A 21,241-nucleotide genomic window follows, 5' to 3' on the forward strand; every position below is an offset into this window, starting at 1 on the left:
GTGAGGTTTGAGCGAGATCGGACGGGTTTGTTTTTCAAGCCGTTTGGATCGTCAGTGAAAACCGTTTATATCGGAGTGTCCACATGGCACGCGTATGTGAAGTAACGGGCAAAGGCCCCATGGTCGGAAACAATGTTTCCCACGCCAACAACAAAACCAAGCGCCGGTTCCTGCCGAACCTGCAATACCGCCGTTTCTGGGTCGAGACTGAAAACCGCTGGGTGCGTCTGCGCATTTCCAACGCCGGTTTGCGTCTGATCGACAAGAACGGTATCGATTCTGTGCTCGCCGATCTGCGCGCACGTGGTCAAGCTTAAGGAGTAGAGCACCATGGCAACCAAAGGCGGACGCGAAAAAATCAAGCTGGAATCCACAGCTGGTACAGGTCACTTTTACACGACCGACAAGAACAAGAAAACCATGCCCGAGAAAATGCTGATCAAGAAATTTGATCCCGTTGCTCGCAAGCATGTGGACTACAAGGAAATGAAGCTGAAGTAATTCAGGTTCTTCCAGTCCCCCAAAAGCCCGCCCTATGCGGGCTTTTTTGCGTCTCGTCGTTTTTTGGGGCAGTTGTCTCGCACGCCTCAGGTAGGGCTTGGGTGCCCTGCTTCGTGTCCCCCGCCCTTCGGGCTCCTCCTTGACCTACGCAGGACACCCAAGCCCTACCTGCTGCTGGGAATTGATAGCACGGGACTGAATTTGGCCCAGTTGGCGCTCCACGTCCTCGCAAGAGCAGTCGGGGTAGGCGTTTTGCGTAGGTCAAGGAGGAGGCCGAAGGCCGGGGGACACGAAGCAAAACGCCTACCCCGACTGCGCTGGAGCGCGCAAGAAAAAGCCCGCACAAGGCGGGCTTTAAGGAATAAGCGAAGGGAGGTCTTAAACGTGCGCAGCCCGCAACTTCATGGAGAACTCACGCAGCGCAGCAATGCCGCTTTCTTCTGCACGGTGGCACCAGGCTTGCAGATCCTTGGCCAACTGTTCACGCGACACATGGGTGTTGAGCCACATCTGACGCAGCTCTTCACGCATGGTCACCATCTTGTCCAGCACGGGAGAAGCGGCGCGCGCTTGAGCCAACTGGGGAGCGGCGGCGGCGGGCACCTTTTCTTCGTCACGGTGCATCCAGCGCTTGGCAGCCTTGATCACGGCGGCATCAGCGCTGCGTGCCTTGACTGACTCGAACTCGTCACGGGCGGCTTCGCGCACGCCCTTGGCGTAGGTGGCCATGATCTCGTAGCGGTTGGCAATCAATGCTTCCAGTGTCTTTTCATCAGCCACGGGGCGAATGTCGCCAAAGGCGGCCTTGGGTGGCGTCTTTTTCACGGTAGCCAAGCCCACAGCCTGCATGATGGTGATGTACATCCAGCCAATGTCGAACTCGTACGGCTTGACCGACAGCTTGGCCGAGGTGGGATAGGTGTGATGGTTGTTGTGCAACTCTTCACCGGCAATGATGATGCCCCATGGAGAAATGTTGCGGCTTTGGTCGGCAGCTTCGAAATTGCGGTAACCCCAGTAGTGGGCTGCGCCATTAATGATGCCGGCGGCGGTGATGGGAGTCCATGCCATTTGCAAGGCCCAGACTGCCAAACCGGCAGCGCCAAACAGGAACAGGTCGATGATCATCATCAAACCCACACCCTGCCAGGAGTAGCGGGTGTACAGGTTGCGCTCAATCCAGTCGTCAGGGGTGCCGTGGCCAAAACGGGCCATGGTTTCCTTGTTCTTGGACTCCGCACGGTACAGCTCGGCACCTTCCAGCAGCACCTTCTTGATGCCATACACGTGAGGGCTGTGGGGATCTTCGGCCTGCTCGCACTTGGCGTGGTGCTTGCGGTGGATGGAAGCCCATTCTTTGGTCACCTGACCGGTGGTCAGCCACAGCCAGAAACGGAAGAAATGCGAAGCGATGGGGTGCAGGTCCAGCGCACGGTGCGCCTGATGGCGGTGCAGGAACACAGTCACACTGATCATGGTGACGTGTGTCATTGCCAAGGTGAACAGCACGATCTGCCACCACGCGATGCTCCACATGCCATGGGCCAGCCACTCAATTGCTGCGTTCAGCACAGCCCAATCAGGTAACAACATAGTCAATTCAATCTCTCAACGAGGTGTGGTTAGTTATGACGCTGGGACGCCCTGCATCCCACCAAAGTCGTAATTTTAAATGCTGCTGCTTTATTTGGCCAGATAAATCGTACAGAAGTTAAAAAACATTAACTTGCGTCAAATTATTCACTTCTTTTGCCAAACCGCCGCGAAGAATCCATCGGTTGCGTGCATGTGGGGCCACAAACGCAGGTACAACTGGCTATCCTCACCGCCACTGCACAAACTTGGTGCATTCTCGACCTTCAATCCGGCCAGTACCTCGCCCGCAGGCAAGGCCACAAAGTCGGGGTTGGCAGCCGCAAAGGCTTCCGCAATGGCCTCGTTTTCCTGCGGCAGCACGCTGCAGGTGGCGTAGACCAAACGTCCACCGGACTTCACCATGCGCGAGGCGCTTTGCAGAATGGCCGCCTGCTTGACCGCCATCTCTTCCACAGCTTGTGCGTTTTGGCGCCATTTCAAGTCGGGGTTGCGGCGCAGGGTGCCCAAACCGGTACACGGCGCGTCCACCAGCACCCGGTCCATCTTGCCGGACAGGCGCTTGACGCGGTCGTCCCGCTCATGGGCGATGGCCGCGGGATGCACATTGGACAGGCCGCTGCGGGCCATGCGGGGCTTGAATGAATCCAGGCGATGGGCGGAGGTGTCAAACGCATAGAGGCGGCCGGTGCTGCGCATGGCGGCGCCCAACGCCAGAGTTTTGCCACCGGCGCCGGCGCAAAAGTCCACCACCATCTCCCCGCGTTTGGCGTCCACCAGCATGGCCAGCAGTTGCGAACCTTCGTCCTGCACTTCGAAATCGCCGCGCACGAAAGCGTCGTTCTTGTTCAGCGCCGGTTTGCCTGCAATACGCAGGCCCCAGGGGGAATACGGTGTGGGCACGGCCTTGATGCCGGCCTGCTGCAACTCTTTTTGCACATCGCTGCGCTTGGCCTTGAAAGTGTTGACGCGCAGATCCAGGCCGGCGCCCAGATTCAGGCTGTCCACCAGCGGCCAGAAACCGTCGCCCAGCTGGTCCTTGAGCGGTTGCACCAGCCACTCCGGCAGGTTGTGGCGATGACGTTCCATCAAATCTTCAGGCTTGACGGCCTCGCACTGGTCCAGCCAGCGCTTTTCCTGGTCCGTCAGGGCGCTGCGCAGGAAATCGCCCGGGCCGTAGAAGCCCAGAATCGCCAGGCGGCGCTCCTTGGGGCCACTGCCCGAGGGGGCCAGGTGGTCGAACAAGAGCTTTTTGCGCAGCACGGTGTAGGCGGTTTCGGCCAGCGTGGCGCGCTCGCGCGGGCCCAGGCCGCGGTTGTCGCGGAAAAAACGCGAGACGATGGCGTCTGCGGGATGGTCAAATTTGAGAACGAGCCGGACCAATTCGGAACAGGCGTCAAGCAGGGCTTTTGGATGCATAGCCTAGGATTGTCCCATGAGCGATGAAAACCTCCCCCCTTTAGTTACCACCCCGACTGGCCGCTACCGCCACTACAAGGGCATGGAATACCAGGTGCTGGACACCGTACGCCACAGCGAAACGCTGGAGCCCATGACCCTGTACCGCGCGCTGTATGGCGAAAACGGCCTATGGGTGCGACCCGCCGCCATGTTTCTGGAGACGGTGGTGATTGCGGGCGTAGCGCAGCCCCGTTTCACCCGCATCGGGGATTGAATCGGCCTCTAGCCCCCGTGGAATATGTGCGAGCAGCTCCTAATTCAGGAGCGTTTTGGGCTCCACTGCTTTGCGTGGCAATAGCAGCTCCGCCTGCAAACCGCCGCCTGCGCGGTTGCTGAGCTGCACGCTACCGCCATGCTGGCGGGCAATGTCGCTGGCGGTGGCCAGGCCCAGCCCTACCCCGCCGCTGTTGCGGTTGCGGGATGCCTCCACGCGGTAAAACGGTTGCAACACCTTGGCCAGCTCCGCCTCGGGAATGCCAGGGCCGTGGTCCAGCACAGTCACGCGCACGCCCTCGGCGTCTCCGGTCAGCCGCACTTGCGCGGCACCGCCATAGCGCACCGCGTTGTCCAGCAGGTTGGCGATGCAGCGGCGCAACGCCGAGGCTTGCGCACGGAGGGGGGCCAGCGGAGCACCGGCAGGCGGCTCTACCGCCACATCATGACCGCAGTCCTGCTGATCCTCCACCAGGCTGCCCACCAGCGAGGCCAGGTCCAGCGCCACCCAGGGCTCGGCGTCGGCCGCGCCGCGCAGGTAGTCCAGCGTGGTGCGGATCATGGTGTCCATCTCGGCGATGTCTTTGCCAAAGCGCTGGCGCTCGGCCGCGTCCTTTAGCGACTCCACACGCAGGGCAAGGCGGGTGAGCGGCGTACGCAGGTCGTGCGACACCGCGGCCACAAACTGGTCGCGCTGCTCCAGCTGGGCGCGGATGTGCTGCTGCATCTGGTTGAACACCCGCGTGGCCTCACGGCACTCCAGCGTGCCGGTTTCGGGCAGCGGCGCGCGGTGGATGTTCAGGCCCAACTCGCGCGCGGCCCCGGCCAGACGGCGCATGGGGTCAGACAGCCAGCGCGCGGCCACCCAAGCGGCCAGCAGTAGCGCACCCAAGCGCACCGCGATGTCGAGCAGCAGACCCAACGTGGGCGGGCCCGGATGGCGGTCTGGGCCGTTGGGGCCACGAATATGCAGTGGCGGCGGCGGTGGCTGACCAGACGCATCCATGGCTACCGATGGGCGGTGCATGCCATGGGGTGGCCGCAGCTCAAACATCAGCGTCAACGCCAGCACATGGCTGGTGACCACGGCCACGCCCAGCAGCAGCGCCAGGCGGCCAAACAGGCTATCGGGCAGCCAGCGCTCCACCCAGGCGGCCGCTTGCCGGCCCAGGGTACGCAGCGGCATCAGGCGCGCCACGCCACCCGCCCCTGTACGGACTGCACGTTGAACATATAGCCCGCACCGCGCACGGTCTTGATCATGGAGGGCTCGTTGGGGTCATCGGCCAGCTTTTGCCGCAGGCGCGAAACCAGCAGGTCGATGCTGCGCTCAAACGCGTCCATGGCGCGGCCACGGGCCTGCTCCATGAGCTGGTCGCGGCTGAACAGGCGCCGTGGGGTTTGCAAAAAGGTGTTGAGCAGGCGGAACTCGGCATTGGACAGCGCCACCACCAGCCCTGTGGGCGAGACCAGGGTGCGCTCGTCGCGGTGCAGCTCCCAGCCGTCAAAGCAGACCACGTCGCTGCGCGCCAGGATGGGCGTGGAGTCTTTGGCGCCCTGGGCGCGACGCAGCACGGTGTGGATGCGGGCGACCAACTCGCGCGGCTCAAACGGCTTGCCCATGTAGTCGTCGGCGCCGCTCTCCAGCCCCATGACGCGGTCGATCGTGGTGGAGCGCGCAGTGAGCATGATGACCGGGATGTGCGAGCGCTCGCGGATCTCGCGCGACAGCGTGAGGCCGTCGGTGCCGGGCAGCATCACGTCCAGCACCACCAGGTCCACGCGGTGCTGTGCCAGTTGCTGGCGCATGGTGTCGGCGTCACACGCGGTGTGCACGTCCAGGTTGAAGCGGCTGAGGTATTCGCTCAGCAGCGCGGTGATGTCAGCGTCGTCATCGACAAGAAGAATAGAGGTTCTAGCGGTCATGGGCAGTCCTTGCGGCCGGACCAGTGTAGAAAAACGCCCTCTTTCTTAAACGATGAATTGGCCGGTAAGCCCGCGCCAGTTGTGCGCTTGCAGAGGGCCTTTGTATCGGCTTTGGTACACAGAGGACAAACCTGCGTTACCTGCGGCCCGAAGAATGGGTTGGCCGCTCGGTCCCTCTCCGGGGCTCGGGTGGCATTTCAACCACCATCGAGAAAGGAAGTGACCATGAGCACCATCAGCGGGGTGAGCGGTTCAAGCAATGCTTGGGCCGCACTCAACACCCAACGCAGCCAGCACCAGGCCAAGATGTTCGCCAAAGTTGACACCGACGGCAGCGGCAGCGTCGACCAGGCCGAACTCAGCACCATGCTGGACGACATCAGCAAGAAAACCGGCACCAGCCTGGGCGACAGCAAGGAGCTGTTCACCAAGATGGACAGCAATGGGGACGGCAGCCTCTCCAGCGACGAGCTGTCCGCAGGCATGAAAGACCTCATGCCCCCCCCCTCCACCATGGACTTTGCACAGTCCCGGGGCACGGGTGGCAGCGGCGGCAGCCAGGACGACCTGTTTGCCAAGGTGGACACCGATGGCGACGGTACGGTCAGCAAGGACGAGCTGCAGGTACTGACGGACAAGATCAAGTCGGACACGGGCAAAGACGTGAGCCAGGACTTCAGCAAGCTGGACACCGACGGCGACGGCAAGCTCTCGAAGGCCGAGTTTGAAGCCGGCCGACCCCAGCCTCACCAAGGCGCGCAGAGTGCCCAAGGCGGCGACGGCCCCAAGGGCCCACCGCCCGCGGGAGGACCCGGTGGCCCGGGCGGCGCACAGTCAGCCTCCAAGAGCGACACCACCTACGACCCGCTGGACACCAACCAAGACGGCACAGTGTCCGAGATGGAGCGCTTGGTGGGCGAGTTGCAAAGCGCCAGCTCCAAACTGGGCGCCAACAACGAGACCAGCAGCACTGCCAGCTTCGACATTGCCAGCCTGGCCAAGCAGATCTACGCCCAGGTGGCGCAGGGCTTGGGCAACACCAGCGGCAACCTGCTCAGCGCTTCGGCCTGAACAGGCCTCTAGCCCTCGAGGAGACTGCACGTGCAGCTCCTCTTTTTATAGCGCTTTGATTACTCAGAGCAATCCGGCGATCGCCTTGGGGTAGATCAGGTGCTCCTGCGTGAGCACGCGCGCCGCCAGCGTGTCGGCCGTATCATCCGGCAGCACTGGCACCACGGCCTGCGCCAGGATGGGGCCATGGTCCAGCTCCGCGGTGACCTGATGTACGGTCACGCCGGCAAACTTGCAGCCCGCGTCAATCGCGCGCTGGTGCGTGTGCAGCCCCGGGAAGGCCGGCAGCAGCGAGGGGTGGATGTTGACCAGACGCCCCGCATAACGCGCCACAAAGCCCGGGGTGAGGATGCGCATGAACCCCGCCAGCACCACCAGCACCGGCGCCTGTGGCGTGTCGTAACGGTCAATCAGCGCGGCCAACGCGGCGTCAAAGTCCTCGCGGCTGGCAAATTCCTTGTGGTCCAGCACCTCGGTGTCGATGCCCTGCTCCTTGGCAAACACCAGGCCACCGGCCGTGCCCTTGTTGCTGATCACAGCGGCCACTTCGGCACCGTAGCGCTTGGCCCAGTCCTCGCGCTGGGCGGTGCGGACGATGGCGGCCATGTTGGAGCCGCCGCCAGAGATCAAAATGACGATGTTTTTCATAACTGGCTGAATTATGACCACCCCTGTGCTCCTGACCCCTGTTGAAGCCCGCGTGCTTGCCACCCTGATGGAGAAGGCGCGCACCGTGCCCGACAGCTACCCGCTGACCTTGAACAGCCTGCTGCTAGGCTGCAACCAGAAGACCAGCCGCGAGCCCCTGATGGAGCTGAGCGAATCCGAAGTGAGCGGCGCGGTAGAAACACTGCGCGAAGCCGGTCTGGTGCACGAAACTACGGGCGGACGTACCACCAAGTTCACCCACAACGCACAGCGAGGCATTGGCGTACCCGAGCAGAGCGCGGTGCTGCTGGGCCTGTTGATTCTGCGCGGCCCGCAGACCTCGGCCGAGCTGCGGCTGAACGCCGAGCGCTGGTACCGCTTTGCCGACACCTCGTCAGTGGAGGGCTTTCTGGAAGAAATGCAGGACCGGCGTGAGGAAAAAGGCGGGCCGCTGGTCATCAAGCTGGACCGCGCACCCGGTGCGCGCGAGCAACGTTGGGCCCACCTGCTGTGCGGGCCGGTGGACGCCAGCGCCGCCGTGGCCAGCCGCATGGCTGCCCCCGCCAGCGCCGACCTGCAGGCCCGCGTGGCCCAGCTGGAAACCGAGCTGGCCGAGCTGCGCACCACGGTGCAAAAACTGTGCGCCGAGCTCGGCATGTCACAACCCGGACAACCATAAACGAACGACCGTGCTAAAAACTATGCTGTAAACGGCCCGAAGGCCGATCAACCGGAGACTTTTCCCATGGATTTGGCATTCACCCCCGAAGAGCAGCAGTTCCGCGAAGAGATTCGCGCCTGGGTCCGCGCGAACCTGCCCGCCGACATTTCCCACAAGGTGCACAACGCCCTGGAGCTGACCCGCGACGATCTGCAGCGCTGGGCCAAGATCCTGGGCAAGAAAGGCTGGCTGGGCTTTGGTTGGCCCAAGCAGTTTGGCGGCCCCGGCTGGAACGCGGTGCAAAAGCACCTGTTTGAAGAGGAATGCGCGCTGGCCGGTGCGCCGCGCATCGTGCCCTTCGGCCCCGTCATGGTGGCGCCAGTGATCATGGCGTTTGGCAATGCCGAACAGCACCAGCGCTTTCTGCCTGGCATCGCCAGCGGCGAGGTGTGGTGGAGCCAAGGTTACAGCGAGCCCGGTTCCGGCTCCGACCTCGCATCGGTCAAAACCCGCGCCGAGCGCCAGGGCAACAAGTACATCGTCAACGGCCAGAAAACCTGGACCACACTGGGCCAGTACGGCGACTGGATCTTCTGCCTGGTGCGCACCAGTACCGAAGGCAAACCGCAAACCGGCATCAGCTTCCTACTCATCGACATGAAGAGCCCCGGCGTCACCGTGCGCCCCATCATCATGCTGGACGGTGGCCACGAGGTGAACGAGGTGTTCTTCGACAACGTGGAAGTGCCCGCCGAGAACCTGATTGGTGAAGAGAATAAGGGCTGGACCTATGCCAAGCATCTGTTGAGCCACGAGCGCACCAACATTGCCGATGTGAACCGCAGCAAGCGCGAGCTGGAGCGCTTGAAGCGCATTGCCAAGCGCGAAGGCGTGTGGGAAGACACCCGCTTCCGCGACGAGATCGCCAAGCTGGAAGTGGACGTGATCGCACTGGAAATGATGGTCATGCGCGTGCTGGCGGCGGAGAAATCTGGCAAGCAGTCGCTGGACGTGGCCGGCCTGCTGAAGATCCGCGGCAGCGAGATCCAGCAGCGCTACTCCGAACTCATGATGCTGGCCGCCGGCCCCTTCGCCCTGCCCCTGATCCGCGAGGCCATGGAGGCCGGCTGGCAAGGCGACTTCCCCGGTGGCGAGGTGGGCAACGCCCCCCTCTCCTCCACCTACTTCAACCTGCGCAAGACCACCATCTACGGCGGCAGCAATGAAGTGCAACGCGGCATCGTCTCCCAGGTCGTGCTGGGTTAATTACAAGAGGACACAGACATGGACTTCGATTTTTCTGACGACCAGGTACAACTGGGTGACGCCGTGCGCAAATGGGTGGACAAGGGCTACACGTTTGAGCGCCGCCGCACGATTGAAAAGGCCGGCGGATTTGACCGTGCCGCCTTCAACGAGCTGGCCGAACTGGGCCTGACCGGCCTGTACGTACCCGAAGACGATGGCGGCTTGGGCATGGGCCCCATCGAGGGCATGGTGGTGATGGAAGAGCTGGGTCGCGGCATCGTGATGGAGCCCCTGGCCCAGTCACTGATCGCCGGTGCCGTGATTGCCGGGTATGGCGACGCTGCCACCAAGGCTGCCTGGCTGCCCGGTGTGGCCAGCGGCGAGAAGCTGGTGGTGCTGGCCTACCAGGAGCGCGGCGCGCGCTACCGGCTCGACGTTTGCGAAGCCAAAGCCACACAAGCCCCCGGTGGCTATGTGCTGAATGCTACAAAAAGCGTAGTGCCTGTGGGCGACCAGGCGGATGCCTTCATCGTCCCCGCCAAGGTCAACAGCCAGCTGGCACTGTTCCTCGTGGAGCGTGAATCGGCCGGCGTGAGCACGCGCGGCTACGGCACACAGGACGGCGGCCGCGCTGCCGAGCTGGTGCTGAAAAACGCCCCTGCCACACTGCTGACCACCGACGGCCTGACCGCGCTGGAACACGCCGTGGACATTGGCATCGCCGCCATCTGCGCCGAGGCCGTGGGCGTGATGGACAAGACCATGACGATCACCGCCGAGTACCTGAACACACGCAAGCAGTTTGGCGTGACCATTGGCAGCTTCCAGGCCCTGCGCCACCGCGCGGCCGACATGAAGATGCAACTGGAACTGGCCCGCTCCATGAGCTATTACGCCAGCCTGAAGCTCAACGCACCAGCGCCCGAGCGCCGCGCGGCGCTGGCCCGCGCCAAGTACCAGTTGGGCCAAAGCATGCGCTTCATCGGCCAGCAGGCCGTGCAACTGCACGGCGGCATCGGCGTGACCGACGAGTACATCGTCAGCCACTACTTCAAGCGCCTGACGCAGATGGAAATGACCTTCGGCGACAGCCTGCACCACTTGGGCGAAGTGTCGAGCCGCATGCAGGAAACGGCGGGGGCGTTTGCCTAAGCAGCTGGCTGAGCACCTTCTGCAGATTCCCCCAAAAAAGCCCGCTGGCAATGCACTAGCGGGTTTTTTTATTGATTGGGAATATCCGACGCGCTATGGCGCGTCATGGCACGCCACACACAGCTTGTTGCCCTCCGTATCTCGAAAGTAGGCGCCGTAGTAGTGGGCGTGGTATTCGGGCCGCAAGCCCGGCGCCCCATCACTGGTACCGCCATGCGCCAGTGCGGCCTGGTACACCGCGTCCACCTGCGCACGGCTCTCCGCCAGAAAGGCCGTCATCTGCCCATTTCCGGGCTGGTGCTCGCCTTCAAAGGGTTGGCCAATCAGAAAGAGCGGACGGGCCTCACCCGGTTTTTGCCAACCTGCCCACGGTCGGCTGCGTTCACAAAAGCGGGGCAACAGACCTAGCGCCTGAAGCACGGGGGTGTAGAAGGCTAAAGCGCGCTCAAAGTTGGAGACACCGACAAACAAGTGTGAGTACATAAGCAGAACCTTTCAATCGCGGGAATGCGCAACTGCAACTGAATGGTAACGACGGACCCACTATGTTTACGCCAGCTCCGGTGCAGCCAACCTGGCCTGTTTTGCCTGAAATGAGATGCTGCGACTGTGTACCACGCCGGATTGTCGATTTGGAGCATATCCGCCCCCTTCGCCGGACAGCTTGAACACCGCAACGTTGCCCACCAAGTCCTGGGCCTGGCTTTTAAGACTCGAAGCCGCTGCCGCCATTTGCTCCACTAGCGCCGCGTTTTGTTGGGTGGCTTGGTCCATCTGCGTCACCGCCTCTCCCACTTGGCCCACCCCAGCGCTTTGCTCTGAACTCGCAGCGCTGATTTCACCCATGAGGTCGGTGACCCGGCGAATCGACCCCACCACCTCGGTCATCGTGGCGCCCGCTTGATCCACCAGCAGCGTGCCTTGTTCAACCCGTTCCACGCTCGCATTGATAAGGGTCTTGATTTCCTTGGCTGCTTCAGCACTACGTCCAGCCAGACTGCGCACCTCGGAAGCTACTACCGCAAAACCCCGGCCTTGCTCACCCGCACGTGCGGCTTCCACCGCCGCGTTCAACGCCAAAATATTGGTCTGAAAAGCGATCCCGTCGATCACACTGATGATGTCGGAGATTCTTCGGGAGGAGTCATTGATGCCTTTCATGGTGTCGACGACCTGCGCAACTACGTCGCCTCCTTTTATCGCCACGGTACTGGCACTTTGGGCCAACTGGTTGGCTTGGCGGGCATTGTCAGCGTTTTGCTTCACGGTGGCGCTGAGCTCCTCCATAGAGGTAGCGGTTTCCTCCAAAGCGCTCGCTTGGTTTTCGGTGCGGGCACTGAGATCGTGGTTGCCTTGCGCGATTTCTGCGGAGGCCGTAGAAACACTTTCAGCGCCTTCGCGTACCGCCGAAACGACTTTCGTCAGGTTCTCCTGCATATCCTTCATAGCAACCATTAGCTCGCCAGTTTCATCACGAACATGGATCTCGATGCGGGAGGATAAATCTCCTGCAGCGATTGTCTGCGTCAACTGCACAGCACTCTTGATGGGAATTACTATGGAGCGAGCAATCAAAATGGCCGCCCCAATGCCCAATAGCATAGCCAAGGCACTGAGAGCAAGAACGAGAGTTTTTGCATCCTCATAAGTCTGCTCTGCGGCCGTAGCGGCATCATCACTGGCCTTGGCCTCGAAATCGGCCAGCTCCCCCAATGCAGACAACCAAGCACGTTGTGCAGGCAGGGCCTCTTTCATGAGAACCGCGACTGCCTCCTCGTTTTTGTTCGCCAGCCCCAACTCCACCACTTTGCTCAAAGACGGGCGTGCTTGGTTTTTTAATTCCTTAATTCTAAAAAAGAGGTCTTTCTTTTTCGACATCGTGTCGGATTGGGTTTCCAGCATCTTCCCCAAAATTTCCTCGTTTGCATCGTAGTCAGTGCGGAACCTCTTCAAATCTTCGGCCGCTGCCATCGACTCTGCGTCATCTGTCAACAACACAATGTCACGCGCTGCCGCACCAACTCGGTTGACGCTAATACGCATGCTCACAGCCAGCTTGATCTCTGGAATATTGACATGCGTGATTTTTTCCGTAGCCTCGTTGATTTGGGCCATGCGACTCAGCCCCAGGCCAGCTACACAAGCCAGCAGAATCAACACGACGCCGAAGCAAATGCCGAGACGTGAACCAATTTTCAAGTTCTTAATAAATTTCATAGTTTCTCTATCCCACTTCAACTGGCGTGTACAAATTCCTAATGGGGAGCCAATCGAAGGACGAACACCCCCGCCGCCCCCAACAGCTGCTGTGCTTGGCCGTTCAAACTAGAGGCAGCTGCGGCCATCTCCTCCACCAATGCGGCATTCTGTTGAGTGGACTGGTCCATTTGAACGATGGCCCGTTCAATGTGTAAAACGCCCACACGCTGCGCCTCACTGGCGCGACTAATCTCTGCAACGATTTCCGTCACCTTTCGGATAGATTCAATCACCTCCAGCATCGTTGCACCTGCACGGTCTACCAGCGAAGACCCACGATCCACGTTTTCGACACTGGTACCTATCAATGACTTGATTTCTCGCGCTGCTTGGGCACTCCTTCCCGCCAAGCTACGCACTTCTGACGCGACAACAGCGAAACCGCGGCCGTGCTCTCCCGCGCGAGCTGCCTCGACGGCGGCATTCAGCGCCAAGATATTGGTTTGAAACGCGATGCCTTCAATCACACCAACGATCTCAGATATTTCTCCAGAGCTTTGGTTGATCTCCTTCATCGTCTTGACCACGTCAGCCATTGCCGCTCCACCGTCTCCGGCCACCTGAGATGCAGCGTAGGCAAGTGCGTTGGCGGACTGGGCATTCTCCGCATTGAGGCGAACCGTAGTACTGAGGTCGCTCATCGAAGAGGCAGTCTGTTGCAATGCACTTGCTTGGTTTTCCGTTCGACCCGAGAGATCAAAATTTCCCTGTGAAATCTCACTGGATGCAATCGATACGCTTTCTGCACCCTCACGCACTTTTTGCACGAGACTTGCGAGTCCCGTCTGCATTTTTTCCAGTGCACGCAGAAGTTGTGCCGACTCATCTCGTCCATGTGGTGCCGGGATATCTCCATCCAAAACACCATTGGCAATACATTCAGCCGCTGACGTCGCCTCACAAATAGGATTCACGATAGACCGAGTTAGCCGCCAAGCAATGCCGACACCCAATAGCAAAGTTGCAACGCCGATGCACACAACGACTATTTGACCTCGGCGAGCATCCTCCTGCGCATCACGCAATGCGTTTTCGTAGACATCGTTTTGATGGACCTTGAGGCGCTGAATTTCCGCGACATACGCCTTTGCCAGTGGCTCAAGTTTCTCTGTTACTGCCCCCTTCACATCCTCGCCCGCCAGATGTTGCTTTATCAGTTCACTTCGCGGACTTCGGTAGGCATCCCGCGCCTTGGCTATTGCAGCCAAAAACCCTTGCGCATCCACCGTATCGGTGAGCGTCTCCAGCTTCTTCTTCGCAACGTCAATCTGTTGCGACGTAGCATCCATTTCTTTCTGCCACACAGCCACTTGGTTGGTATCGGGATCTAACAGGGCAGCCCTGGTACGCGTCCAATTCAGATCGATACCGTCGTGCCATTGCGCCGCCAGATCGTACTTTTCCTTGTCAACAGTTGCCAGACGGCGTGTCACAGTGCTCAACTCTTGGAGACGCCAAATCCCTATACCAATGGATAGCAACAGCAAAGTGAGCACCAGACCAAAGCCAATGCCCAAGCGAGTTCCAATACGAAATTTATGCATGGTCACAGCAGCCAGTTACTACCCATGAAAGCGATCCACGCTGCGGAGACCGAAGTGGAAAATTGGAATCAGCGAAATACATAGATGCCAATAAACGTTGCGAAAGAGAGAAATATCAATACGACGGGATACACCGTCCAAGCGAAATCCAGTACGCCATTGGCTTTGTATTCAGTGAATAAATACTTGAAATTGTTTTCACGTCCAGATTTAAGAACGCTCTCTAGGCTGCCACGCAGATCTCTCCCGCGTGAATTGAGGACCTGCTGGGCAAATGCTTTTTCACCCAACTTGGAATGTCCAAGGAAGTCCTGCTGCATTTGCTTGTAAAGATCGAACCCCCCGCGCACGGACAGCAATGAAAAGCTCTGTTTCCCAACATAGTTCAGTGAAGCAAACTGCTTCAACGCTGCTTCAATGTCCATCCAGAGTGCACCCAACAACTCTTCGACCTCTTGGGCCAGCTTCTGCTGAACATTGAGTAAATGAACTTTTTCCAAAACGTGCAATTGCGAGAGAGATGCCTCCAACCCCAAAAAAATCCTGTTTGAAGCAACGTATTTTTTAATCTGAACTTCCAACTCCAGGTATCGCCTACGTATATGGAAAATTGCAAAAAAAATGGCCCCAAACAGGAGGGCAACGATCAGCAATGAAAAGGACATCGCTGTCTCAGAACGCATAAATTCAGCCACAAAACTCTCCGTCAATAGGAACGTTTACTTCTTGCAAAGGGGTCAAAACCCACCGGTAAAACTCCATAGGCGACATTCCGTATTTGCGTTTGAAGGCACGACTGAAGCCCGATAGATCATTGAATCCGCGGCTCAATGCCAGCTGCTTCATATTCAAATCCGAACGTTTGCTGGCGATGGCAAGCCGACAGTCCTCCAGGCGACGGTCGCGAACGAACCCCTGTATCGTCAAGTCCACCCGAGCAAACAAGAGATACAGACTGCGCAACGACATGTGCAAGGCTGTTGCGATCTTCTTCGGTGTTAGTTCAGGGTCATACAAATGGTGTTCGATAAACCGCATGGCAGCTGTCAAACGCTTGGAATCTGGGTTGACGAGTTGCTCACCTTTCTTCTTCTGTACCGCCTTGACCATCACGCTTCTTGCTGCCAAGAGTGCCAAGGAGAGGTCGGCCTCCGATAGGGAATACCACTCGTTCAAGATCCCTTGCATAAAGCCACAGAGAATCGATCCGAAAGGATCCTGCGGTCTGAAGTGCATGCCAGTGACCGAGGCAATGTCCAATATCTCCGACTTCAAATATTTGTCGGCAAACACCAGGTTCAGCAAATGGTATGGCTCTTGAACATGAAAATTCATTGGAACACTGCTATGCCACAGGGAGACATCCCCTGCCTGCAGTGTGATGCGGCCATAGGGGCCTTCCAAGGCACTGACCCCAGACACCGAGAGCCCCATGGATATATAGGAGTCATCCTGGTTTCGAGGATCGAACCGCCCAATGCAACGTCCCAGCCGGGTCTCTGTCACCTGCATCCCCGCAACGGTAGCCCGGTTCAATGCAAAGATCGCTTGTTCGCCATGCGGACGATAGATGTACCACCCCCTGTGGGCCAAGCCGAGTTCGACCGCGACATTGGATTGATCAACATCGTCTTTGAAAGCAGAGGGAACGGACAGCTTGTTCATTATTGGTTAACTTCTACTCGACGTCTGCCCGCAAAAAAGTGTTCTCCGCGCAGCGTTTCCAACGGATCGACTTTTAGTGGAGCAGTCGAACTAAGTGAGCTTATGTTTTGCCAACGTACTGCGTCAAGGATGTAGGAGAAATTCGACTTGTCAATGCGTGCAATGTCGAATGACCGTCGAGACGGTAGCGCTATCCCAATCAAAAGCACTCAGATAAAAAAATCCGCCCAGAAGAAATTAAGTGCCTGTGTGAACAGAGTGGGTTACAAGCTTCGGCTCTTGGCGAAATACTCAATGCATTGCTGCTCAGGCAGCGCAGGACTGTAGAAATATCCCTGAAAGATGTCGCACCCCAGATCTGCCAACATCTGTCGTTGCTCCAAGGTTTCCACATACTCCGCAACCACTTCCACATTTTGGGATCGCCCCAACCCCACAATGGTGCGAATAATGTCGGCGTTGATGCAATTATTCAAAACATCACGCGTCAAGGATCCGTCGATCTTGATGGAGTGCACGTGGAAACGCCGCAGATACAAAAGCGATGAATACCCCATACCAAAATCATCCATGGCAAGACGAACACCCATATCCGAAAATTTATGCAGGGTCTGTTCCACCGCTTGACTGTCGGGAATCACCGCAGATTCGGTGATCTCCAATTCAAGTTCTTCCGGCTCCAAACCATAGTGCTGTAGAAGTTGCTCTAGCTTGCTGGTCAAAGCATAGTTTTCCAGTTGGAGAGGAGAAAGGTTCACCGCCATGGTCATATCGCGATAGCCTTGTGCGTTCCACCGCGCCTTGCATGCACAGGCCTGCTCCAGCACCCAGGTTCCCAAGTCGTGGATGGTCCCGCCGTTTTCCGTGAGTGCCACCATCACCACCGGTGAAATAGGGCCAAAAGCACCGTGATTCCATCGCACCAAGGCTTCTACTCCCATCATGCGTCCCTGTGCATCATGTTTGGGTTGATAGGCAAGCCACAGTCCGCCATCGTTAGACTTAAGTGCACCGCGAAGATCAGCCAGCAAGCCTCTGGCGATGAAGCCGGTCTGGTCATGGCGAATAACGAACCTACCAAGTGTCTGGCTTTCATCGGCAACCTGTTTCAGGGCGCGCGATACCGCACGGACCTCTCGTTCCTTGCGGTTCACTTCAGCCGCTCGGACAAAGGGGAGATAAATGGCGACCCCCACAGCAATTTGCATACTCTGCAATACAGCCCCTCGCCAAGAGCCCGTGAGCAACCAACCGGACCAAATAGGCGGAGTCGTCCAAGGTATATCCACTGCGAGGAAGCTGACAAGTCCCAACTCACTTGCCGCCAACGTCGTCAAGACGAACAACAGTGGCACACAAAGGAAAGGCACCAAATAAGCACCGTTCAGCACGATCGGAAGGCCATAGAGTATGGCCTCATTGATATTGAAGAGTGCCGGCAATACAGACCACTTCGCAACCCTGCTTTGTGGACCTTGTCTGACATATAACAAGATGGCAATCACCAAACTCAGCGTGGCACCCGCCCCTCCCATGAGAGCAAAGTGATTAAGCAAAGGCCTCCAGGCCAATGCATTGGTGTAAGGCGACCCAATAGGCGCAAAAAGCGCCGCACCGTAGGTGTCCAGAATTTGCGCGCCATGGATACCGAAGAGCCATGCAATTTGATTCAGCACGGTGGCCAGGCTGGTCAACACCCAAGTGGCATCGGCCTGCTGCAGTTGCGCCCAAATGACTACCGGCGACAGTACATAGGGAGAAACGACGGGCAGTCGGGCAAGAATCTCAACAACCAAGAAGAAAGCGAATCCAGCCACAAGGACAGACGGTGTCAAGCGCATGGCGTGGTGATAGATGGAGTCTGCGTCATAGGGGGTATCGCTCAGCCGAGGCCAATGCCACTGAATGGCGAGCTGCAGCAACTCAGCAGTCACAATCCCCACCACGATTCCGTGTAGCATGCCCCCGTGCCCCAGACCATCCACAAAGAAAGGGCGTGCGGACACCATCAACATGAAATTGGTGACCGCAGAGATGGAAACAACCATCGCGGGCACTTCTGGGGACTCGAATGAGGGACGCATGATCCTACGCGCGAGCAATGTGGCAACGACAGCCGCCAAAACCATCCCGAAAATGCCGTGTGAGGCCTTCGTGACCCGTTCCAGATGCTGTGGCCAGCTATCGCCCCACAGAAACGTCATTGCATCTCGATAGGTGCTCCACGGGAAGTGCTGTAAAACCAGCGCCACCAACCCCAAAAACGTCAATGGCATGAGCACGATAAAGGCATCGCGGATCGTCGCTAGCCACAAATTCCCTCGGTTCACGGCCTGCCCGCCCAGTGACTTCATGCCCATAGGTTTTCTGAAACTCCACGCTTGTTGGATTGACTGAACGTACGCATCTATTCCGCCACCATTGCTTGATTGCGACCCTGGACCTTGGCTCGGTACATGGCTTCGTCCGCCATCTTTAACAGTTGCTCCAGGCTCCCCCCATCCTTGGGAGCCATCACGGCCCCACCCACGCTTACGGAAACGTGGCCATATGGTGAAAGCACGTGCTCCAGCCCCAACCGCTGTATGGCGGCACACAAACGATCCACAAACGGGATGGCCCCGGCATGCGCCGTGGAGGTAGACAGAAACACGAACTCTTCGCCGCCATAGCGGGCAACCAGATCACCCGCACGGCAGGCCTGCGTTTTCAATGCCTGGGCGACGTTGCGCAAGCAATCGTCACCCGCCAGATGACCATATTGGTCGTTGTATTTTTTGAACCAATCCACATCGATCATGGCCAGTGTCAGCGAAGTACCTGCCCTCTGTGCGCGACTCCATTCCAGCTCCAGCACGTTGTCAAAATGCCGGCGATTGGCAATACCGGTCAGCCCATCAGTCACACTGAGTTCCGCCAACTGCCGGTTGGCTGCCTCAAGTTCGGCCGTACGCTCAAGAACCCTGGATTCCAGCTGGGATTGGCTGTCCTGCACACGCTCCACCATGGTTGCAAATTCACGCGCCAACGCACCGATTTCATCGGCAGACCTCAGAGGAAGAGCGTCCTTGTTCAAGCGTTCTTTGGAGACCCCGAACTGCTGTGTTGCGCGAATCAACCGATAGAGCGGAATAGCCACCTGTTTCTGCAAAATCGAACGCAGCAAGAAGACTTCCACCAATAAGGTCAGTAGCCCCAAAGCAACCACGATCGTTAGATTGCGATAAATGTCCGGATTCATTAGTACTCGGGGATAGTGCACGCTCAACACCCAGGGGGTTCCGGGAATCATGCCCACCGCGACGATTTCTTCTCGCGTATGAAGCACGGTGGCCGCACCCGGCACCAACGCACTCGCGGCCTGAAGCAAGGTGTAGTCACTCGCAATGCGCAGAGATTGGATGGAGGCTGTTCCCTCACTACGTTTGATATCGTCCAGAAATCTCGGGTGATAGATCAGAGTGCCTTGGGCATCTGCCAGGAAAATAGTGCTGTAAGCGCCTTGAATAGAGGGGCGTGCGGTACGCTCCATCAGCTGATCCAACAGTACATCCACACACGCCAACATGCGGTGCTTGCCAAGCCCATCGACGGCATCCGGGGTGGCTACCGTTGTCATCCAGGCATTGTTGGACGCGTCCCAGTACATGCGGGTAAAGATGATGTCTTCATCCGGTGCAGCAAATCCCCTCGCATAAAACTCGTAGGTCTCAAGTTTCAGCGCGTCGGCACCGACGTAGGTAAATACCTTCGCAATGTCACTGGATTGGTAGATAGGGAATCCCTTTTCCGGAACGACCCCATAGAAATTGAACAATCGGCCACGGGCTCCCGAGCCGTACTTGTGCGATAAGAGGTAGGACAGTGCGAACCTCGCCTTGGTGTCGTCATTGGGTGGGATATCAGGGGCATAAGTTGCAGACATCCCTGCAAACCGCCGACCATCTGCCAGCGCGTTACCTTCAAACAAGCCTGGGCGTTGGGTATAGGACCCATCCGTGTGGCGATAGAAAAAGCGATCAAAGTCGCGCACCAGTGCTTGGGTTTGACCGGGGCGCGTGTAGATATCCTGAAAATCCCGCAAAAAGTTGCGTTGCAGGTTCTTGATTTCTTCGAACGGCAAAGACTCACGCTGCAGCGCCTGCTCGGTAGAAAGCAGGAGTTGCCTGATCACCGACTCCTCAATGGCCGACTGGTTCAGGAAATAGGAGATCACGCCACCCAACAAGGCGACGACGCCGATGCGCACTGCGGCCTGTCGCAGTGCACGCCCAGCCAACGAGGTGCTATCAAAGAGTCTGGCCATAAAAAGCTCGCGTTTATCTGCCAATCCAACACTGGCAGGCAGTGCAAGCACTGCTGTTGTCATCTTTTCAGCCCTGGTCCGGGCACTTTGAGCTTACGTTTTGCATGATTCCGGGGCAAGGCTGCGCACGCAATTCAATTTGTCGTTGCATGCAGTCATTGCAAGCAAACACCATTGCTCATCGCACTCTCCGGACAATTCAAGCCTACGAGAGAATTGGATGGAGCGCAGCTCGAGTAATTCCATTTATTAGTAACACCTGTTGACGTAGCGACGCACGCGGAAGTTGAAGAAAGCCGGAAGAAGCCCATGACTTCTTGTCGTTGGGAAGCCTGGCTACTCTGACCTTCCGCCGTGGCAGCCACGCGCATTTACTTTTCCATCTTCAGTCCCAGAGTTTCCATTTCGTTGATAAAACCGCATGTCGCTCGATCTAGGCGGGCAAACTCTCTCCGACCACCACGCCCGCCAAATTCGCCATCTCTTCGACCGACAACACATGGTGGATGTTGAGGATGATCACGAACTTGCCGTTGACCTTGCCCATGCCCATCATGAAGTCGGCGCGGATGTCGGCACCAAACGACGGCGGGGGTTCAATCTCATTTTGCGGTATATCCAGCACCGCGTTGACCGCATCCACCATCACCCCCACCACTTGCGTTTCGACCTCCGCGGCGTTGCCGCTGGCCACTTCCACAATCACGATGCAGGTGCGCCGCGTGACAGTGGCTGCAGACTTGCCAAAGCGCGCGCTCAGGTCAATCACCGGTACCACCGCACCACGCAGGTTGATGACGCCACGGATGAAGCTGGGCATGCGTGGCACCTCGGTAAGGTTGCCATATTCGATGATTTCCTTGATGGCCAGAATACCCATCGCATAGACCTCACCTCCGAGCATGAAGGTCAGGTACTGGTGCTGATCTGCTTGTCGTCCCACGCCCTGTACCATCAGGGCCGCTGGCGCTTTTTGTCTGGCTGCTAACAATG

20 protein-coding genes are annotated in these 21,241 nt (G+C 58.4%); 7 read left to right on the plus strand and 13 right to left on the minus strand.

Features of this window, described 5'->3' with window-relative positions:
- Positions 1–83: 83 nt before the first annotated feature.
- Together rpmB and rpmG are read left to right on the plus strand one after the other, a co-directional pair.
- Positions 84–317 carry a 50S ribosomal protein L28 gene (gene rpmB, locus AC07OE_RS08110; protein WP_272548698.1) on the plus strand — a complete coding sequence of 78 codons (234 nt, stop codon included), beginning with the start codon at positions 84–86 and terminating at the stop codon, positions 315–317.
- Between the two features lie 13 nt (positions 318–330).
- The gene (gene rpmG, locus AC07OE_RS08115; RefSeq protein WP_029707149.1) at positions 331–501 is read left to right on the plus strand and encodes a 50S ribosomal protein L33; all 171 of its coding nucleotides are present in this window, start codon (positions 331–333) and stop codon (positions 499–501) included.
- Positions 502–879: 378 nt separating this feature from the next.
- On the opposite strand, the gene AC07OE_RS08120 is transcribed toward rpmG, so the two are convergent.
- Positions 880–2,094, minus strand: coding sequence for a DesA family fatty acid desaturase (locus AC07OE_RS08120; protein WP_495070049.1), 1,215 nt, complete (start codon positions 2,092–2,094; stop codon positions 880–882).
- Between the two features lie 147 nt (positions 2,095–2,241).
- Positions 2,242–3,513, minus strand: a complete 1,272-nt coding sequence (locus AC07OE_RS08125) for an RsmB/NOP family class I SAM-dependent RNA methyltransferase (RefSeq protein WP_495070050.1) — start codon at positions 3,511–3,513, stop codon at positions 2,242–2,244.
- 16 nt (positions 3,514–3,529) lie between these two features.
- Here AC07OE_RS08125 and AC07OE_RS08130 point away from each other — a divergent pair, with 16 nt between their 5' ends.
- Positions 3,530–3,769 (plus strand): DUF1653 domain-containing protein, encoded by a 240-nt coding sequence (locus AC07OE_RS08130; RefSeq protein ID WP_495070051.1) that lies wholly within the window; start codon positions 3,530–3,532, stop codon positions 3,767–3,769.
- 39 nt (positions 3,770–3,808) lie between these two features.
- Here the strand turns inward: AC07OE_RS08130 and AC07OE_RS08135 are convergent, their stop codons facing one another.
- Positions 3,809–4,954 carry an ATP-binding protein gene (locus AC07OE_RS08135; RefSeq protein WP_495070052.1) on the minus strand — a complete coding sequence of 382 codons (1,146 nt, stop codon included), beginning with the start codon at positions 4,952–4,954 and terminating at the stop codon, positions 3,809–3,811.
- Positions 4,954–5,694 carry a response regulator gene (locus AC07OE_RS08140; protein ID WP_495070053.1) on the minus strand — a complete coding sequence of 247 codons (741 nt, stop codon included), beginning with the start codon at positions 5,692–5,694 and terminating at the stop codon, positions 4,954–4,956. The genes AC07OE_RS08135 and AC07OE_RS08140 overlap by 1 nt, the downstream gene beginning before the upstream one ends.
- Before the next feature lie 225 nt (positions 5,695–5,919).
- Here AC07OE_RS08140 and xopAW point away from each other — a divergent pair, with 225 nt between their 5' ends.
- Positions 5,920–6,765: a XopAW family type III secretion system calcium-binding effector gene (gene xopAW, locus AC07OE_RS08145; RefSeq protein WP_495070054.1), complete on the plus strand. Its 846-nt coding sequence runs from the start codon at positions 5,920–5,922 to the stop codon at positions 6,763–6,765.
- A 63-nt stretch (positions 6,766–6,828) separates the two neighbouring features.
- Here the strand turns inward: xopAW and purN are convergent, their stop codons facing one another.
- Complete coding sequence (gene purN / locus AC07OE_RS08150) at positions 6,829–7,413, minus strand: phosphoribosylglycinamide formyltransferase (protein ID WP_495070055.1); 585 nt, start codon at positions 7,411–7,413, stop codon at positions 6,829–6,831.
- Between the two features lie 13 nt (positions 7,414–7,426).
- Here purN and AC07OE_RS08155 point away from each other — a divergent pair, with 13 nt between their 5' ends.
- From AC07OE_RS08155 to AC07OE_RS08165, 3 genes are all read left to right on the plus strand, one after another.
- Positions 7,427–8,092 carry a YceH family protein gene (locus AC07OE_RS08155; RefSeq protein WP_495070056.1) on the plus strand — a complete coding sequence of 222 codons (666 nt, stop codon included), beginning with the start codon at positions 7,427–7,429 and terminating at the stop codon, positions 8,090–8,092.
- Positions 8,093–8,158: 66 nt separating this feature from the next.
- Positions 8,159–9,340 carry an acyl-CoA dehydrogenase family protein gene (locus AC07OE_RS08160; protein WP_495070057.1) on the plus strand — a complete coding sequence of 394 codons (1,182 nt, stop codon included), beginning with the start codon at positions 8,159–8,161 and terminating at the stop codon, positions 9,338–9,340.
- Between the two features lie 18 nt (positions 9,341–9,358).
- Positions 9,359–10,474, plus strand: a complete 1,116-nt coding sequence (locus AC07OE_RS08165) for an acyl-CoA dehydrogenase family protein (protein WP_495070058.1) — start codon at positions 9,359–9,361, stop codon at positions 10,472–10,474.
- A gap of 93 nt (positions 10,475–10,567) precedes the next feature.
- Here AC07OE_RS08165 and AC07OE_RS08170 read toward each other — a convergent pair whose 3' ends face one another.
- From AC07OE_RS08170 to AC07OE_RS08205, 8 genes are all read right to left on the minus strand, one after another.
- Positions 10,568–10,957 carry a VOC family protein gene (locus AC07OE_RS08170; protein ID WP_495070059.1) on the minus strand — a complete coding sequence of 130 codons (390 nt, stop codon included), beginning with the start codon at positions 10,955–10,957 and terminating at the stop codon, positions 10,568–10,570.
- 66 nt (positions 10,958–11,023) lie between these two features.
- Positions 11,024–12,691 (minus strand): methyl-accepting chemotaxis protein, encoded by a 1,668-nt coding sequence (locus tag AC07OE_RS08175; RefSeq protein ID WP_495070060.1) that lies wholly within the window; start codon positions 12,689–12,691, stop codon positions 11,024–11,026.
- Between the two features lie 38 nt (positions 12,692–12,729).
- Entirely contained in the window at positions 12,730–14,277 is a 1,548-nt protein-coding gene (locus AC07OE_RS08180; RefSeq protein ID WP_495070061.1) for a methyl-accepting chemotaxis protein, read from the minus strand.
- 68 nt (positions 14,278–14,345) lie between these two features.
- On the minus strand, positions 14,346–14,942 hold the full coding sequence (locus tag AC07OE_RS08185; RefSeq protein ID WP_495070062.1) for a hypothetical protein: 597 nt from the start codon (positions 14,940–14,942) through the stop codon (positions 14,346–14,348).
- Positions 14,943–14,964: 22 nt separating this feature from the next.
- Positions 14,965–15,942, minus strand: a complete 978-nt coding sequence (locus AC07OE_RS08190) for a helix-turn-helix domain-containing protein (RefSeq protein WP_495070063.1) — start codon at positions 15,940–15,942, stop codon at positions 14,965–14,967.
- Positions 15,943–16,205: 263 nt separating this feature from the next.
- On the minus strand, positions 16,206–18,296 hold the full coding sequence (locus AC07OE_RS08195; RefSeq protein ID WP_495070064.1) for an EAL domain-containing protein: 2,091 nt from the start codon (positions 18,294–18,296) through the stop codon (positions 16,206–16,208).
- Between the two features lie 53 nt (positions 18,297–18,349).
- Positions 18,350–20,311, minus strand: coding sequence for a GGDEF domain-containing protein (locus AC07OE_RS08200; RefSeq protein ID WP_495070065.1), 1,962 nt, complete (start codon positions 20,309–20,311; stop codon positions 18,350–18,352).
- Between the two features lie 370 nt (positions 20,312–20,681).
- Positions 20,682–21,203: a chemotaxis protein CheW gene (locus tag AC07OE_RS08205; RefSeq protein ID WP_495070089.1), complete on the minus strand. Its 522-nt coding sequence runs from the start codon at positions 21,201–21,203 to the stop codon at positions 20,682–20,684.
- Between the last annotated feature and the right edge of the window lie 38 nt (positions 21,204–21,241).

The sequence above is a fragment of the Rhodoferax sp. GW821-FHT09E07 genome (genome assembly GCF_059416145.1).